15 protein-coding genes are annotated in these 16865 nt (G+C 73.9%); 9 read left to right on the top strand and 6 right to left on the bottom strand.

Features of this window, described 5'->3' with window-relative positions; all coding sequences use genetic code 11:
* Positions 1 to 62: 62 nt before the first annotated feature.
* From O2W15_RS16360 to O2W15_RS16350, 3 genes are all read right to left on the bottom strand, one after another.
* Positions 63 to 1295 carry an ornithine cyclodeaminase gene (locus tag O2W15_RS16360; protein ID WP_269180142.1) on the bottom strand — a complete coding sequence of 411 codons (1233 nt, stop codon included), beginning with the start codon at positions 1293 to 1295 and terminating at the stop codon, positions 63 to 65.
* Between the two features lie 91 nt (positions 1296 to 1386).
* A complete protein-coding gene (locus O2W15_RS16355; RefSeq protein WP_269162141.1) occupies positions 1387 to 2079 on the bottom strand; it encodes a hypothetical protein in 693 nt (230 codons plus the stop codon).
* Entirely contained in the window at positions 2076 to 2867 is a 792-nt protein-coding gene (locus O2W15_RS16350) for an alpha/beta hydrolase (RefSeq protein ID WP_269180141.1), read from the bottom strand. The genes O2W15_RS16355 and O2W15_RS16350 overlap by 4 nt, the downstream gene beginning before the upstream one ends.
* 93 nt (positions 2868 to 2960) lie before the next feature.
* Between O2W15_RS16350 and O2W15_RS16345 the strand changes: the two genes are divergently transcribed.
* The 6 genes from O2W15_RS16345 to O2W15_RS16320 all read left to right on the top strand — a co-directional run bounded on the left by O2W15_RS16345 (position 2961) and on the right by O2W15_RS16320 (position 8250).
* Positions 2961 to 3743, top strand: coding sequence for a lysophospholipid acyltransferase family protein (locus O2W15_RS16345; protein WP_269180140.1), 783 nt, complete (start codon positions 2961 to 2963; stop codon positions 3741 to 3743).
* Between the two features lie 155 nt (positions 3744 to 3898).
* On the top strand, positions 3899 to 5188 hold the full coding sequence (locus O2W15_RS16340; protein WP_269180139.1) for a cation:proton antiporter domain-containing protein: 1290 nt from the start codon (positions 3899 to 3901) through the stop codon (positions 5186 to 5188).
* Between the two features lie 39 nt (positions 5189 to 5227).
* Entirely contained in the window at positions 5228 to 5632 is a 405-nt protein-coding gene (locus O2W15_RS16335; protein WP_269180138.1) for a RidA family protein, read from the top strand.
* An 80-nt stretch (positions 5633 to 5712) separates the two neighbouring features.
* Positions 5713 to 6219, top strand: a complete 507-nt coding sequence (locus O2W15_RS16330; protein ID WP_269180137.1) for a polyadenylate-specific 3'-exoribonuclease AS — start codon at positions 5713 to 5715, stop codon at positions 6217 to 6219.
* A 26-nt stretch (positions 6220 to 6245) separates the two neighbouring features.
* On the top strand, positions 6246 to 7457 hold the full coding sequence (locus tag O2W15_RS16325) for a PucR family transcriptional regulator (RefSeq protein ID WP_269180136.1): 1212 nt from the start codon (positions 6246 to 6248) through the stop codon (positions 7455 to 7457).
* Positions 7458 to 7602: 145 nt separating this feature from the next.
* Complete coding sequence (locus O2W15_RS16320; protein ID WP_269180135.1) at positions 7603 to 8250, top strand: hypothetical protein; 648 nt, start codon at positions 7603 to 7605, stop codon at positions 8248 to 8250.
* 39 nt (positions 8251 to 8289) lie between these two features.
* On the opposite strand, the gene O2W15_RS16315 is transcribed toward O2W15_RS16320, so the two are convergent.
* Positions 8290 to 10380, bottom strand: coding sequence for a methyl-accepting chemotaxis protein (locus tag O2W15_RS16315; protein WP_269180134.1), 2091 nt, complete (start codon positions 10378 to 10380; stop codon positions 8290 to 8292).
* A gap of 185 nt (positions 10381 to 10565) precedes the next feature.
* Here O2W15_RS16315 and O2W15_RS16310 point away from each other — a divergent pair, with 185 nt between their 5' ends.
* The 3 genes from O2W15_RS16310 to O2W15_RS16300 all read left to right on the top strand — a co-directional run bounded on the left by O2W15_RS16310 (position 10566) and on the right by O2W15_RS16300 (position 14583).
* On the top strand, positions 10566 to 11903 hold the full coding sequence (locus O2W15_RS16310) for a class II 3-deoxy-7-phosphoheptulonate synthase (RefSeq protein WP_269180133.1): 1338 nt from the start codon (positions 10566 to 10568) through the stop codon (positions 11901 to 11903).
* Positions 11903 to 12958: a threonine aldolase family protein gene (locus tag O2W15_RS16305; RefSeq protein WP_269180132.1), complete on the top strand. Its 1056-nt coding sequence runs from the start codon at positions 11903 to 11905 to the stop codon at positions 12956 to 12958. The genes O2W15_RS16310 and O2W15_RS16305 overlap by 1 nt, the downstream gene beginning before the upstream one ends.
* A gap of 134 nt (positions 12959 to 13092) precedes the next feature.
* Complete coding sequence (locus O2W15_RS16300) at positions 13093 to 14583, top strand: GntP family permease (RefSeq protein WP_269180131.1); 1491 nt, start codon at positions 13093 to 13095, stop codon at positions 14581 to 14583.
* A 70-nt stretch (positions 14584 to 14653) separates the two neighbouring features.
* On the opposite strand, the gene O2W15_RS16295 is transcribed toward O2W15_RS16300, so the two are convergent.
* Complete coding sequence (locus tag O2W15_RS16295; protein WP_269180130.1) at positions 14654 to 15814, bottom strand: S8 family peptidase; 1161 nt, start codon at positions 15812 to 15814, stop codon at positions 14654 to 14656.
* A 142-nt stretch (positions 15815 to 15956) separates the two neighbouring features.
* Positions 15957 to 16856, bottom strand: coding sequence for a deoxyribonuclease IV (locus O2W15_RS16290; RefSeq protein WP_269180129.1), 900 nt, complete (start codon positions 16854 to 16856; stop codon positions 15957 to 15959).
* Positions 16857 to 16865 lie beyond the last annotated feature (9 nt).

Below are 16865 nucleotides of genomic sequence, written 5' to 3'. Positions count from 1 at the left end.
CCACCGCTCGCAGGCTCGCGTCGGGCCCCTGCAGGGAGGCCAGGTGCTTCACTCCGGGTGCCTCACTCCGGGGCGAGCTCGCGGGCCAGCTGCTCGAGGAACAGGCCGATGTCGGTGACGATGCCCATCGCCTGGGCGCTGCCCCGGTCGGCCAGCTTGGTCACCGTCGCCGGGTTGATGTCCACGCAGACGAGCGGCACCGAGGCCGGGAGGATGTTCCCGGTGGCGATCGAGTGCAGCATCGTGGCCACCATGATCGCGAAGCCGACGTCGGGCAGCTCGGCGCGCATCGCCCGCTGACCGTCGATCACGTCGGTGATCACGTCGGGCAGCGGACCGTCGTCGCGCACCGAGCCGACCAGCACGAACGGCTTGCCGGCCTGCACCATCGCGTGCATGACCCCGCCGGTGAGGACGCCGGTCTCCACTGCCGCGGCGATCGACCCGGCTGCCCGGATGGTGTTGATCGCCCGGATGTGGTGCTCGTGGCCGTGCGGCACACCCGAGCCCTTGGCCAGGTCGACCCCGAGGGAGGTGCCGAAGAGCGAGGACTCGATGTCGTGGGTCGCGAGCGCGTTCCCGGCGAAGAGCACGTCGACGTAGCCGGCCTGGACCAGCCGGACCATCGCCGGCGCGGCACCGGTGTGGACCACGGCCGGGCCGCCGACCCACAGCACCCGCTTCCCGGTGGCCTTGACCTCCCGCATCCGCTCGGCGATCTGGCGCACCAGGAGCGCCTGGGGCTTCTCGCTGGAGACCGAGGAGGACATGAAGCCGAAGTCGTCCTCGTCGCCGCGAGGTGCCTGCGGGGGGAGCTCCACCCGCACGCCGTGGGCGCCGCAGACCACGGCGTCCCCGGCCCGCACGTCGCTGACCGGGACGGTGCGCACGACCGGACCATCGGTCACCACCAGGCCGCAGTCCATCTCCGGGCGCTGGACCCGCAGCCACTCCCGGTCCAGCCGGACCAGGGTCTCCAGGTTGGTGGTCGAGTAGAAGTCCTCCGGGAAGACGCCGTCAGAGGGCGCGGGCCGGGTCGTCGCCGTCCCCGGGTCGACGGCGTTGGCCCCGTGCACCTGCACCCGCATCAGGATCCGGTCCAGCAGTTCGGGCTCGGTCGCGCTGACCTCGACCAGCGCCCGGGACTCGTCCTGGTGCTGACGGCCCAGGTCCAGGCTGTCGATCCGGTAGTCACCGCCGTACTCGAGGACGTCGTCGAGCACTCGGGCGAGGATGCCGGTGTCCATCAGGTGACCGGTCAGGGTGACGACGGCGGACTGCGGCGAGGAGCTCATCCTGCGGAGGCTAGCCGCCCCCCTGCGCCACTCGGCCCCGTGCAGGGTCCCGCCCCGAGCCTGCGAGGGGTGGGGGGCACGGGGTGTTTCTTCAGACGACGGCGCCGTTGTCACCGTCGTCCGAGTCGCGGTCCCGCATCCGGGACACCAGCACGCTGACGCCGCCCACCACCGCGGCCACCCCGAGCACCAGGCCGAGGTCGATGGACAGGCCGACCCGGGTCGGGGCGATGAGCAGCACGGCGCCGAGGCCGATGAGCAGCAGCGCGTAGAGGGAGGCCGGGGCCAGCACCGGCAGCGGCGGGGGAGGGGGCGGCTCGTAGTGGTCGTCGAAGGCGTCCAGCACCGTTCGCTCGGCCGGCGGCGGGGGCGGGTCGTCCCGCGGTTCGGCGGCCACCACGTTGCGGCCGTGCTCGGCCTCGAAGGCTGCGACGATCCGGGCGAACTCGGCGTCCTCGTCGGTGACCCGGTCCGACCGCGGCGGCACGGGCCGGGAAGTGGTCGGCTCGTCGGTGTGCCGTTCCACGACGGCGGCGGCCTCGGCGCGCTGGGCGCGGTCGACGAACAACCGGTCCGACGGCGGACTGGGGAAGGAGACGCTGCGGGTGTAGGGCTGCACGTCGGTGGCCGGCTCGAGGTAGGCGGCGATCCCGGCGGTGGCCAGCAGGTCGAGCAGGTGCTCGCCCACCCGCGGGTCGACGTCGCGCAACGGGTGCCACAGCGTGGCGTCCAGCCCGTTGTCGCGGCGGCCGCGGCCGCGGCCCGGACCGCGGGGGAGCGTCACGAGCTGCTCGCCCGGGCCGCGGGGACGCGCTCCTGGATCCACTCCACCGACCGGGCGAAGACCATCGGTGCGTCGTTGTCCAGGGTGGCCACGTGGTAGCTCTCGTGCAGCAGCACCTCGGTGGTGTCGGTGCTGCCGACGCCGGCCAGCAGCACCCGGGTCGAGGCGGGCTCCACGACGTGGTCGGTGACGCTGCGGAACACCAGCAGCGGGGCCCGTACGGAGCCCAGGTCGGCGCGGACGGCGGCCCACAGCCGGCGGAGGGCCAGCGCGGCCCGGGTGGGCAGCCGCGGGTAGGCCAGCTCCACCGGCCCCGGCTTCTTGATGTCGTTGGCGACCGGCGCCCAGGCCGGGGTGAGCCGCGCCAGCACCGGCAGCAGCCGGGCATCGCGTCGTTCGGTGAGCAGCGAGGGGTTGACCAGCACCAAGGCGGCGACGTCGTCCGGACGCCGCTGGGCCAGCCGCAGCGCCAGGGTGCCGCCCATCGACAGCCCGGCCACCACCACCGAGCTGCACCGGCCACGCAGGTCGTCCAGCGCCGCGGACAGCTCGCGGTACCAGTCCTCCTCGGTGCTGGCGTTCGCGTCCTGCCAGCGGGTGCCGTGGCCGGGCAGCAGCGGGCAGCGCACGGTGAGGCCGGCGGCGGCCAGGTGCTCGCCCCAGTCCCGCAGGCTCTGCGGGGTGCTGGTGAACCCGTGGCACAGCAGCACCCCGACCGGCCCGCCCGGCAGGTCGAACGGGGCGGCGCCGGGCATCAGCGACCCGGCCTGCGGTGCGGCCTGCGGCATCGGTCCTCCGGAGCTGTCTGGCCGTGCGGCGTCGGCTGCGATTGTCGGGTTGTTGTGCGCCTCCTTAGTCTGACAGTCGCTGAGGGAGGCGCGTTGTTCTACTGGTTCCTCAAGTTCGTGGCCCTCGGGCCGATCGTCAGGCTCGTGTTCCGGCCCCGAGCCGAGGGCATGGAGCACGTCCCGTCGACCGGTGCGGCGATCATCGCCAGCAACCACCTGTCGGCGGCGGACTGGATCTTCATGCCGCTGTCGCTGCGTCGGCGGGTCACCTTCCTGGCCAAGGCGGAGTACTTCACCGGCAGCGGGCCCAAGGGGGCCGCCCAGCGTCTCTTCTTCGGCGGCAGCGGGCAGGTGCCGATCGACCGCACCAACGCCTCCGCGGCCGAGGACGCGATCCGCACCGGCATCCGCATCCTCACCCAGGGCAGGCTGCTGGGCATCTACCCCGAGGGCACCCGGTCGCCCGACGGTCGGCTGTTCCGCGGGAAGACCGGCATCGCCCGGATGACCCTGGAGACCGGCGCGCCCGTCGTCCCGGTCGCGATGGTGTACGAGCCGCGCAAGGTGCCGTTGCCCGGCAAGCTCGGCCGCCGGCTCAGCAAGCACCTGCTGCGGGTGGTCGTCCGGTTCGGGGAGCCGCTGGACTTCTCCCGCTACGACGGGCTCTCCGGCGACCGCTTCGTCGAACGGTCGATCACCGACGAGATCATGTACGAGATCATGGAGCTCTCCGGCCAGGAGTACGTCGACCTCTACGGCTCGAAGGTGAAGAAGTCGATGGACACCACCGGCGTCACCGCGACCGAGGCCGTGTCCCGGCTGCAGCCACCGCCGCACGAGGCCGCCGACCGGTTGCCGAGCTCACTGGCCGGCTGAGCACCTCCGCCCGAACCTCGGGCGAGAGGCGCGCCTGTGGAGCAGTGCTCCGCAGCGCCGGTGGTGTCGCCGGACGTCGACCTGGGCACCCCCAACAGATGCACTCCAGGAACGGTGCCCCGGCGCGACGGCGCCCGGCCGCCCGCTGATCGGGGATGGACCCCACCGGTCTGGTCTACCTCGTCGCCGGCGCCGCGGCCCTGCTGACCGCTCTGCTGCCCCGGCTGCTCCGTCGGCTGCCCATCTCGATGCCGATGGTGGTGGTGACCATCGGCATCGCCGCCTTCGCCACCGTCGACGGACTGCCCACCCCTGACCCGCTGGCGCACGAGACCATCGCCGTCCACCTGACCGAGGCCTGCGTCATCGTCTCGCTGCTGGGCGCCGGGCTGGCACTGGACCGACCCCTGGGCTGGAAGCGCTGGTCGACCACCTGGCGGCTGCTCGGCATCACCATGCCGCTGACCGTCGTGGCCACGGCACTGCTCGGCGGCTGGCTGCTCGGGCTGGGGGCGGCCGCTGCGGTGCTGCTCGCCGCTGCCCTGGCCCCCACCGACCCGGTGCTGGCCACGGAGGTCCAGGTGGACGAGCCGACCGGTGAGGCGGAGAGCGAGGACGAGGCGCGCTTCGCGCTGACGTCGGAAGCCGGCCTCAACGACGGGCTGGCCTTCCCGTTCACCTACGCCGCGGTCGCCATGGCCACCCTGGGGGCGGCGCCGTCGAACTGGCTGGGGGAGTGGCTCCTGCTCGACGTCGGCTGGCGGATCGCCGCAGGTGTCGCCGTGGGCATCGGAGTGGGCCGGGCACTGTGCGCGCTGTTCTTCTCGGAGCGGCCGCAGCGGGCCGGCCTCGCCGAGCGGGCCGAGGGCTTCGTCGCGCTCGCCACCGTCTTCCTCGCCTACGGGGTCGCCGAGCTCATCGAGGGCTACGGCTTCGTCGCCGTGTTCGTCTGCGCCTGCACGATCCGGTCCGCGGAGCGGGCACACGGGCGGCACCAGGTGCTGCACACCTACGTCGAGCAGCTCGAACGGCTGCTGACCGTCGTCGTCCTCGTGCTCCTGGGCGGCGCGGTCGCCCGGGGTGCGCTGGCCGACCTGAGCGGAGCCGAGGTGGGGCTGGCCGTCGTCCTGGTGCTGCTGGTGCGGCCGCTGGCGGGCTGGGTGGGGCTGCTCCGCGGGCACACCGGCCGGTGGGAGCGCAGCGCCATCTCCTTCTTCGGGGTCCGTGGCATCGGGTCGCTCTACTACCTCGCCTACGGCCTGAGCCAGGCCGAGTTCGCCGGTGCCGAGCAGCTGTGGCGGGTGACCGTCCTCGTCGTCCTGGTGTCGGTGGTCGTGCACGGGGTGGCCGCGACGCCGGTCATGACCTGGCTGGACCGCCGCCGGCAGCGCGCTGCCGTGGCGGTACGCGGGGACGAGGCCGCGGCCCCGGTCACCCCGGTCTGAGCCGACGCCGTCGCGGCGGCGGGCGGTGAGAATGGCCGGGTGTCCGATGCCATCGAGTTCATCCGGCCGGCCGGCCTGACGGCCTCGGCGCCCTACGCCTACGCGGCGGTGGTCGGGCCCGGCCGAACGGTCTTCACCGCCGGCGCCTGCCCGCTCGACGGCGACGGGCGCATCGTCGCAGTCGGCGATGTGGCAGGTCAGGCCGCTCAGGTGGTGCACAACCTGGTCGTCGCGCTCGAAGCCGCCGGTGCCGGCCTCTCCGACGTGGTCAAGACGACGGTCTACGTGGCTGCTGCCGACCGGCGTGACCTGGTCACCGCCTGGAATGTCGTACGGGCGGGCTTCGGCGCGCACGACGCGCCGAGCACCCTGCTCGGGGTGGCCGTCCTGGGGTACCCCGACCAACTGGTCGAGGTGGAGGCGATCGCGGCGGTGGCCGGCTGATCAGCGGCGGCCGAGCGGGCCAACCGGCCCTCCGCCACGAGGGCGAGGTGTCCGTGATCGGCACCGCCTACGGTGTGCCGGTGAGCGTGCGGCGGTACTTCTACGACACCGAGTTCATCGAGGACGGCACCACCATCGACCTGGTGTCGATCGGCGTGGTCGACGAGACCGGCCGGGAGTTCTACGCCGTCAGCACCGAGTTCGACCCGGACAGGGCGATCCCGTGGGTGCGCCGCAACGTCCTGGACCAGCTGCCCTCGCCGGCGGACAGGGCCTGGCGCAGCCGGGAACGGATCCGGGCGGACCTGCTGTCCTTCCTCACCGCACCCGGGGAGGAGATCGAGCTGTGGGCCTGGTTCGCCGCCTACGACCACGTGGCCCTGGCCCAGCTGTGGGGTGCCATGCCGGCGCTGCCGCGGCCGATCCCGCGCTTCACCCGTGAGCTGCGCCAGCGCTGGGACGACGCTGGGCGGCCCGACCTCCCGCCCAAGCCCGCGGGGACGCACGACGCGCTGGTCGACGCGCGCTACAACCTGACCCGCTGGCAGGTGATCGAGGCGGCCGGAGGTCGTCCGGCGCCCCGCTGACCTGCGCGGGGCACGACACTGACCGGGTGGACGCAGCTGCGACGCCGGAGGAGGCGCTGACCCGGATCGCGCGGGCGGCGGCCGGTGAGCACGGTGCACCGGTGGGGCTGCTGGACGGCTACCTGCCGGCGGTGCTGGCCGTGGCGCGCACCGGGCGCCGCCTCGGCCTCGCCGAGGAGGAGTCCTGCCGTCGGCTGGGTGGGGAGGCCGCGCGGGCCGGGGTGTCGTTGCCGGCGCTGGTCGACCTCTACATGACGGCGTCCCGGCGACTGTGGCCCGAACTGCCCGACCTGCTGGGCCGGGTGCGGTCCCGGCCGGTCCGGCCCGCGGAGCTGGTGGGCATCGGCGAGGTCGTCTGGCGGGCCGCGGACACCGCGCTGGCCGCCCTGGCCACCGGCCACCTGGACGCCCAGCACGAGGTGGTGCGCCGAGAGGAGGCCTACCGGCGGGAGTTCGTCGACGACCTGTTCAGCGGCCGGTCCGACGTCGGGTCACTGGTCGAGCGGGCCGAGCCGTTCGGCCTGTCGCTCACCGCGACGCACGTGGTCACCGTGGCCGGGACCGACCGGCCGATCGACTCGGGCATGCACGTGGCCGGTGCGGTCGAGGCGGCGGTCCGCGCCCGCACGGACGGCCGGGGCCTGCTGGTCGCCGCCAAGGACGGGCGGCTGCTGTGCATGCTCTCCTCGTCCGCCGCCGACGGCGGCGGCGGTGGCGGGATCGGCCCGCAGGAGCTGGCCGAGGTGGTGGGCCGGGCCGTCGCACGGCTGACCCACCGCTCGTCGTGGCGGGTGGGGGTCGGGCGCCCGCACGCCGGGCCGCGCGGGGTGCTCCACTCCTACCGGGAGGCCCTCGACGCCCTGGACCTGGCGGCCCGGCTGGAGCTGCCGCAGCCCGTCGTCCACGCCCGTGACCTGCTGGTCTACCGGGTGCTGCTGCGCGACGAGACGGCGATGGCCGACCTGGTGCAGACCGTGCTCGGCCCGCTGGTGGACGCCCGGGGCGGGGCCGAGCCGCTGGTGCGCACGCTGGCCGCCTACTTCGCCACCGGCGGGAACACCGCGGCGACCGCCCGCACCCTCCACCTGAGCGTGCGGGCGGTCAGCTACCGGATCGAGCGCGTGCACGCCCTCACCGGACACGACGCCACCGACCCGGCCGACCACCTGCCGCTGCTGGTCGCCGTGACCGGGGCCCGGATGCTCGGCTGGCCCCGGTGCCGGCTGGTCGTCGACTGAGGCCCCGGCGGTTGCCGGGACCCGGCAACCGGCGGCGGCGCGACGGTGCCCGGTCATGGCGGTGCGGCCGCCCGCGGGACGGGCCACCGTCAGCGGACGGCGAGTGTCCATGGTCGGCCCCGCCCGTGGCCCCGAGGAGGCGGCCGTGTCCACTTCCACCGGAGGCAACGGCGCCAGCTCGACCGGGGGCATCCGGGTGTTGCGACTGGTGCTCGTCGTCCTGTACGTGGGGATCGCGCTGCCCGGGGCACTGGTGACCCCGGTGCCGCGGATGCTGCTGCTGGCGCCGCTGGTCGGCGCCTTCGCCGCCGTCGTCGCCGGCCTGGCCAACCCCGGCTTCCCGGCGCAGCCGCGCGCGCGGCGGGTCGTGCTGGCGGCCTTCGCCGGTGCGGTGCTGACCGTGCCGTTCGCCAGCGGTGTCGGCCTCCTGGGGCCGTCGGGCGCCTGGCTGGTGATCGGCATGGTCCTGATGGCGGCGACCGTGGTCGCGTCCTGGATCGCCGAGTGCGACTCGGCGCCGCTCCCGCTGTCGGACCCGCGGCGGGTGGCGGCGTTGCGCGACTTCGTCAGCGTGCTGCCCACCGAGGCGCTGATCCGCGAGTGGCGGGCCACCGTGGCACCGCTGCAGGTGGCGACCGACCCGCAGGAGCGGGCAGCCCTGGTGCGGGTCCGCGGGCTCGTCCTGGACGAGCTGGTCCGCCGGGACCCCGAGGCCGTGGCCCGGTGGCTGGAGGACGGCGGACCGGCCGACCCCGGGACGGACGTGCGCCGGCAGCGGGGCCCGGCCGGCTGAGGGCCGCCGGCAGCAGGTCGCTGCCGGCGGCCCTCCGACTCAGACCGTGAAGACGTTGATCAACCGGGCCAGCTCCCCGGAGAGCTGGTCCAGCTCCCGGGCGGCGCTCCGGGCGGAGTCGACGTCGGCCGCGGTGCGGTCGGCGTCGGTGGTCACGTCGTTCATCGTGTCGGTCACCGACGTGGCTCCGTCGGCCACCGAGCTGACGCTGCGGGACAGCTCGTTGGTGACCGCCGTCTGCTCCTCCACCGCGCTGGCGATGGTGGTCTGGTGGTCGTTCATCTCCCGGATGACCGCGACGATCTGACTGATCGAACCGACCGCGGCGCTGGTGTCGGCCTGGATCGACTGCACCCGCTTGTGGATCTCCTCGCTGGCCCGCGAGGACTCCTGGGCCAGCTCCTTGACCTCGGTGGCGACGACGGCGAAGCCCTTGCCGGCCTCACCCGCGCGGGCCGCCTCGATCGTGGCGTTGAGCGCCAGGAGGTTGGTCTGCTCGGCGACCGCCGAGATGACCTTGACCACGTCGCTGATCTCCCGCGAGCTGGTGCCCAGCGCCGCGATCGCCGTCTCGGTACGGGCGGCCAGCTCGACCGCACCCTGCCCGACGTTGCTGGCGTCGCTGGCGCTGCGGGCGATCTCCCGGATCGCCGACCCCATCTGCTCGGCGCCGGCCGCTGCGGAGGTGACCCCGGAGCTGATGTCGGACGCCGCCTGGTGGGCGTGCCGTGCCTGGTCCCGGCTGCGGGCGGCCCGCTCACTCAGCCCGTCGGCCACCCGGGCCACGCCGGAGGCCGAGGCCGCGAGCGAACCGGCGGCGGAGCCGATGTCGCGGATCGTGCCGGCCACCTTGTCGACGAACCGGTTGAAGGCGCCGGCGAGCTCGCCCACCTCGTCCTGTGCGGAGTCGTCGACCCGCTGGGTCAGGTCGCCCTCACCGTCCGCGATCTCGGCCATCCGCTGCCGCAGGGCCTCCAACGGTGCGGTCAGCCGCCGGCCCAGCCACCAGGCGAGCGCCAGACCGGCGAGCCCGACCAGCACGGCGGAGACGACCAGCGCACTGAGCATGGACGAGCGGCCGTCCTCCAGGCCCTGGACGGCGGCTGCGAAGTCGCTGTCCTGCGCGTCGACCACCAGCACCCAGTCCCAGGGCGCGTAGTAGCCGACCTGCACCGTGTGCGTCCCGGTCGCGGCGTCGCGGTACCGGACGGTCGCCTGCTCACCCGGCTCCAGGCCGACGGCGGCCGCCACCACCTCCTGGATCCAGGGCTTGCCGTCGGCGTCCTGCGCCTCCAGCAGGGAGGTGCCCTCGGCCTGCCCGTCCTTGCTGATCAGCACCGTGCCGGCCCGGTCGCCGGTGCCACCGAGGGCCCAGACCGTGCCGTTCTCGCCGGCAGCGGTGGTCTGCAGGCTCTCCCGCAGCGCGGGCAGGTTCTCCTGCTTCACACCCACGTAGAGCATGCCGATGACCTGTCCGCCTGCGTCGAACAGCGGCTCGTAGGCGGTGACGTACCAGGAGTCGACGACGAACGCCGTCCCGCGGTAGGTCTGGCCGTTCAGCACGGTGGAGACGACGGGGCTGGGCGCGCCGCCCGCGCCGGTCGCGGGGATGTAGGTGCCGATCGCCCGGGAGCCGGTGGCGCTGACCACGTTCGTCGCGACGCGGAGCATGTCCCCGGCGGGGTTCATCCGCTGGAAGACCGTCGCGGTGCCGCCGACCAGTTCCTGCACCTGGTCCACGACGGGGGTGGGCGCCGCGACGTCGGCGTTCTTGCCCAGCCACGTGCCGCCGACCTCGACGCGGGGAAGCGCGACGGGGACGACCTCGCCGGTCACCTGGTTCTTGGCGTCCCAGGCGACGGTGTTGCGGGTGGCCGAACCGAGTCCGAAGCCGCCGGCCTGCTCCAGCACGTAGCCGGCCACCTCCAGGTCGTTGTCGACGGCCGCGGCGATCGAGTCGCCCTGGCTGGAGACGACGTCGTACACGCCGTCGGCGGTCTGCTCGATGCTGTGCTGGACCATCTGCTGGACGTCGGCCGTGGCGTCGTCGGCGAACTCGCCGCTCTGCCAGGCGCTCACCCCCAGCATGGCCCCCGCGGTCACGGTGACGCTGGCCACAGCCAGTGCCACCACCTTCGTCCTGATTCCCCTGCGCACGTGTGCTCCCTGGCCCGCTTCCCCGGACGGGAGAGATCCCCGCCTCGAACAAGGTCATCGGCAGCCGAGTGGATCTTCGGTACCGGCGGCGTCCGCGGGCGTCCCACCAGCCGGACAGGAGTTCTCGGCAGGGCTGCGGTGCGCCGTACGCTCAAGGGGTGAGCCTCCCTGAACCCGCCGAGCTCCTGCCGGACCTGGACCGGTGGCGGGGGCTGCCCGCCGCCCAGCAGCCGGAGTGGCCCGACCGGGCCGCCGTCGACGCCGTGCTGTCGACCCTGTCCAGCGTGCCGCCCATCGTGGCGCCGGCCGAGGTCGACACCCTGCGCCAGCAGCTTGCCGACGTCGCCCAGGGCAAGGCGTTCCTGCTGCAGGGCGGCGACTGTGCCGAGACCTTCGACCTGAACACCGAGCCGCACCTGCAGGCGACCACCCGCACGCTGCTGCAGATGGCCGTCGTCCTCACCTACGGGGCGAGCGTGCCGGTGGTCAAGGTCGGCCGGGTGGCCGGCCAGTACGCCAAGCCGCGCTCGTCCAACACCGACGCCCTCGGGCTGCCGTCCTACCGCGGCGACATGGTCAACTCGCTGAACCCGGTGCTGGAGGAGCGGATCCCCGACCCCGGCCGGCTGGTGCGCGCCTACGCGAACTCGGCGGCGGCGATGAACATGATCCGCGCCTACGCCCGCGGCGGGCTGGCTGACCTGCACGCCGTGCACGACTGGAACAAGGACTTCGTCGCCAGCTCGCCGGCCGGGGTGCGCTACGAGGTCGTCGCCCAGGAGATCGACCGGGCGCTGGCGTTCATGAAGGCCTGTGGCATCGACGACGCGGCGCTGCGCGGGGTGGAGCTCTACAGCAGCCACGAGGCGCTGATCCTGGACTACGAGCGCGCGCTGACCCGGATGTACGAGGGCCGCCCGTACGCGCTGAGCGCGCACTTCGTCTGGGTGGGAGAGCGCACCCGGCAGATGGACGGTGCGCACATCGAGTTCGTCTCCAGGCTGGCCAACCCGATCGGCGTGAAGATCGGTCCGGGCACCACGCCGGAGCAGGCGACCGAGCTGGTCGAGCGGCTGGACCCCGACGGCGTCCCCGGCCGGCTCACGCTGATCAGCCGGATGGGCAACGGCAAGATCCGCGACGTCCTGCCCGGCATCGTGGAGAAGGTCACCGCCAGCGGCCACCAGGTGGTGTGGCAGTGCGACCCGATGCACGGCAACACCCACGAGTCGCCCAGCGGCTACAAGACCCGGCACTTCGACCGGGTGGTCGACGAGGTGCTCGGCTTCTTCGACGTGCACCGGGGGCTGGGCACCTGGCCCGGCGGCATCCACGTGGAGCTCACCGGTGAGGACGTCACCGAGTGCCTGGGCGGGGCCATGGAGATCAGCGACGCCGACCTGAACAGCCGGTACGAGACGGCGTGCGACCCCCGGCTGAACACCGGCCAGTCGCTGGAACTGGCCTTCCTCGTCACCGAGATGCTGCGCGGCTGATGTACGGCATCGACACCGACGGCCCGGCCACCCGCGGCGACGCCGTCGACCTGCGTTCGGACACGCTCACCCGACCCACCCCGGCGATGCGCCGGGCCATGGCCGAGGCCGAGGTCGGCGACGACGTCTACCGCGAGGACCCCACGGTCAACGCGCTGGAGGAGCGGGTCGCCGCGCTGTTCGGCCACGAGGCCGCGCTCTTCGTGCCGTCCGGGACGATGGGCAACCAGATCGGGCTGCGGCTGGTCTGCGAGCCCGGCCAGGAGGTGCTCGGGGACGCCGACGCGCACGTGCTCACCTACGAGATGGGTGCGGCCGCGGCCCTCTTCGGGCTCTCCTCCCGCACGGTGGTCTCCGAGGGGGGCCGACTGTCGGCCGACCAGCTGATCGCCCAGGTACGGCCGCACGGCGACTGGCACCTCACCGCGACCGCGGCGATCGCCGTGGAGAACACGCACAACCGCGGTGGCGGGCTGGTGCAGCCCCTCGCCGAGCTGGAGCGGCTGTTCGAGTGGTCCCGCACCGCCGGGGTGAACGTGCACCTGGACGGCGCCCGCGTGTTCAACGCGTCCGTGGCCTCCGGCGTCCCGCTGGCCACCTACGGGCGGCTGGCCGACACCGCGTCGGTGTGCCTGTCCAAGGGGCTCGGTGCGCCGATCGGTTCGGTGCTCGTCGCGAACGCGGAGCGGATCGCGGCAGCCCGGCTGTGGCGCAAGCGGCTCGGTGGCGGCATGCGCCAGGTCGGGGTGCTCGCCGCCGCCGCCCAGTACGCGCTGGACCACCACCTCGACCGGCTGGCCACCGACCACGAGTACGCGCGGCTGCTCGCCGAGCGCCTCGGCGTCGACCCCACGACGGTGGAGACGAACATGGTGGTCGTCGACGACGTGCCGGCCCCGGCCGTCGCCGAGGCGGCCAAGGCCCAGGGGGTGCTGGTCGGCCAGGTCAGCGCCCGGCGGGTCCGGCTGGTCACCCACCTGGACGTCGACCGGGACGGCGTGGAGCGGGCGGCCAAGGTGCTCACCCAGGTGATCGGCGACCTCACGGGCCACTGAGGCGGCCACCTCCGGGCGAGACCTGATCGTCACCTGGGGACCTCTCGCGCGCGGGTGATCACCACTGCGAGAGTGGTGCCCTCGTCCGCGCCCGCGGTCGAGACCGCGTCGCCGTCGACTCGAAGAGGTCTCCCGTGCCAGAAGTCGAACCCGCCCTGGGCACCACACCGCTGTTGCTGATCGCAGTGGGCGCCGTCGCCGTGCTGCTCGTCCTGATCATGAAGTTCAAGGTCCACGCCTTCGTGGCGCTGGTGCTGGTCAGCCTGCTGACCGCGCTGGCGACCGGGATCGCCATCGGTGACGTCATCGACACCATGCTGGCCGGGTTCGGCTCGACCCTGGCCGCCGTCGCGCTGCTGGTCGGGCTGGGCGCGATGATCGGCAAGCTGCTGGAGGTCACCGGCGGCGCCACCGTGCTGGCGGACTCGCTGATCAACCGGTTCGGGGAGAAGCGGGCGCCGCTGGCCCTGGGCGTGGCGTCGTTGCTGTTCGGCTTCCCGATCTTCTTCGACGCCGGCTTCGTGGTCTTCCTGCCGATCATCTTCAGCGTCGCCCGCCGGTTCGGTGGCTCGGTGCTGCTCTACGCGCTGCCGTCGGCGGGTGCCTTCGCGGTCATGCACGCCTTCGTGCCGCCGCACCCGGGGCCGGTCGGCGCCGGCGACATCCTGGGCGCCGACATCGGGCTCCTGGTCGTCGTCGGCCTGGTCATCGGCCTGCCCACCTGGTTCATCGCCTGCTACCTGTTCAGCCAGTTCACCGGCCGGCGGATCGAGGTCGCGATCCCGTCCACCCTGGCCGGTCGCAAGTCCGAGGCCGACGACCCCCGGGTCGACACCGACGTCGACGACCCGGACGGCCCGGGCGGCGGCACGGGCGGCGGCGCCACCGCGGCGACCGGGACGGCGACCGAGACGGCGACGGGGACGGCCACCCGGACCGGCCCGCCCAAGTTCAGCACCGTGCTGGCCCTGCTGCTCCTGCCGCTGGTGCTCATCCTGCTCAACACCGGCTTCAACACGCTGGTCACGGCCGGAGCGGTCGACGGGGACGCCGGCTGGCTGGACTGGGTGACCCTGCTCGGCCAGACGCCGGTGGCGCTGCTGATCACCCTGCTGGTGGCGGCCGTGGTGCTCAGCCGCGAGCGGTTCTCCCGCTCGGAGACCGAGGACCTGCTGAACTCCTCGATCGGTCCGGTCGCGGCGATCATCCTGATCACCGGCGCCGGCGGCATGTTCGGTGGGGTGCTGCGGTCCAGCGGCATCGGCACCGCGCTGGCCGACAGCCTGGAGTCGATCGGCCTGCCGGTGATCGTCGCGGCCTTCGTGATCGCGACCTGTCTGCGGGTGGCCCAGGGCTCGGCGACGGTCGCGCTGTTGACCACCGCCGCGCTGATCGCCCCGGCGGCGGCAGAGAACGACCTGTCCCGGATGGACACCGCGCTGGTGGTCATCGCGATCGCCTGTGGTGCCACCGTGCTCTCGCACGTCAACGACTCCGGGTTCTGGCTGGTCGGCCGGTTCCTGGAGATGGACGTGAAGACGACCCTGCGCACCTGGACGGTGATGGAGACCCTGATCGGGGTGGTCGGTTTCGCCATCGCCTGGGCGCTGAGCCTGGTCTTCTAGCGGCCGGTCGCGACCGGGGCCGGGCCGCCCGCGCGAGCGGACGACCCGGCCCCGGGTGCGGCGTGCGGACTCACCAGGTGCTGAACAGCAGGTCGTTGTCCGCGGTGCTGGTCGTGGGGACCGCGTCCTTGGTGGTCGCGGCGGTGATCGCGCCGGCCACCGTGGCGGGTGAGGCGGCCGGGTCGCCCTGCAGGTAGAGCGCTGCGACGCCGGCCACGTGCGGGGTGGCCATCGACGTCCCGCTGATCGTCCTGGTGGCCGTGTTCGACGTGTGCCAGGCGCTGGTGATGCCCACGCCGGGTGCGAACAGGTCGACACAGGCGCCGTAGTTGCTGAACGACGCCGGTGCGTCGGCCCGGTCGGTGGCGCCGACGGTGAGGGCGGCGTCCACCCGGGACGGCGAGCCGGCGCACGCGTCCTGCGGGACGCCGGCGGCGTCACCGTTCCCGGCCGCGACGGCGTAGCTGACCCCGTCGGCGATCGAGCGCTGCACGGCCCGGTCCAGCGCGCTGCTGGCGCCGCCGCCCAGGCTCATGTTGGCCACCGCGGGGGCGCCGGCCGGGTGGTGGGCGGTGACCCAGTCGATGCCGGCGATGACCCCGGCGTTGGTGCCGCTCCCGGCGCAGTCCAGCACGCGGACGGCGACCAGCCGCACCCCCTTGGCGACCCCGTACCGCGAGCCGCCGACGGTGCCCGCCACGTGCGTGCCGTGTCCGTTGCAGTCGTCGGCCCGTCCGCCGTCCACCGCGTCGTACCCGGAGACCGCGCGGCCGCCGAGGTCACCGTGTCCGAGCCGGATGCCGGTGTCGATGACGTAGGCGGTGACGCCCGCGCCGGTGGCGCTCCAGCTGTAGGAGCCGCTGAGCGGCAGCGCCCGCTGGTCGGTGCGGTCCAGGCCCCAGGGGGCACTGGACTGGGTGGCCTGCAGCTGCACCGGGGCGTCCCGCTCGACGGCCGCGACACCGGGCAACGTGGCGAGCCGGTCGGCCACCTCGGGGCGCAGCGTGACGGCGAACCCGTTCAGCGCCGCGGTGTAGACGTGGTCGACGTGGCCACCCAGCCGGGCGCTGGCCAGGGCGGCGACGGAGGACGGCACCGAGCCGGGGGTGAGGCTCACGATGTAGGTGGCCGGAGCGCTCGGCGCAGCGGCGGCGGTCCCGGTGGTGAGGCCGAGGCCGCTGACGGTGAGGGCGGCCACGGCGGCGGTGGCCAGGGTCCTGCGGATCTGCACGGTGGTTCTCCTCGGTCCAGGGACATCGCAGTCAGCTGCGAGTCCGACACGGAGAGTGAAGCCACTGGGTGTCGATTCGGGAAGCTCCCGGGCCGTGGGATCGATTGCGGTCGGCGTTTCCCGCCGCCCGGGCGCGTCGCGGTCAGCCGGGGACGAGGCCGCCGTCGCGCAGTGCGCACAGCAGTGCGATGTCCTTGGCGTGGCCGTCGTCCTCGCTCGGGGTCTCCACGACCACCGGCACCCCGGCCATCGCCGGGTGGGTGAGCAGCTCGGCGAAGGGTCCGGTCCCGTACGGCCCGCTGCCGATCGAGCCGGCCCCGATGGTGGTGTGCCGGTCGCGGGTGGAGCCGCAGCCGTCCAGCGAGTCGTTGGCGTGGACGAGCCCCAGCCGGCCCGGGCCCACGGTGGCCTCCAGTGCGTCCAGGGTGGCCGCCATGCCGCCCGGGGTGGCCAGGTCGTGCCCGGCGGCCCAGGCGTGGCAGGTGTCGAAGCAGACGCCGACGGCGGGGTGGTGGTCCAGGGCGGCCAGGTAGGGACCCAGGTCCTCGACGGTGGCCGCCAGCGACCTGCCGCCGCCGGCGGTGGGCTCGATCAGCAGCCGGGGTGCGCCCGCGGGCAGCTCGTCGAGCACCGGCAGCAGCCGCTCGTGCAGCTGGGCCAGCGCCGCGTCGTACCGGTCGGCGCTCACCGCCGAACCGGCGTGCACCACCACACCGGCGCACCCGAGCTGGGCACCCCGGGCGAGGTTGTGCCGGATGGTGGCGACCGACTGCTCGACGGTGGCCTCGTTCGGCGACCCGACGTTCACCAGGAACGGCGTGTGGATGAACGACGGGACCCCACGCTCGGTGCACCCGGCGGTGAACGCGGCGTCCTGCGCCGGGTCACCGGCGCTGGGCCGCCACCCGCGGGGGTTGCCGACGAACACCTGGACGGCGCGGGCGCCCACGGCGTCGGTGTAGGCCAGCCCGCCCTTGGCGAGGCCGCCCTTGATCTGGATGTGCGCCCCGATCGCGGGCAGCACGGGAGACGAGGAGGTCACGGAGCGCAG

The organism is Modestobacter sp. VKM Ac-2979, assembly GCF_026967995.1.
GTDB lineage: Bacteria > Actinomycetota > Actinomycetes > Mycobacteriales > Geodermatophilaceae > Modestobacter.
The sequence above is the reverse complement of the archived record's forward strand: the minus strand, read 5'-3'. Positions and strand labels throughout refer to the sequence as shown.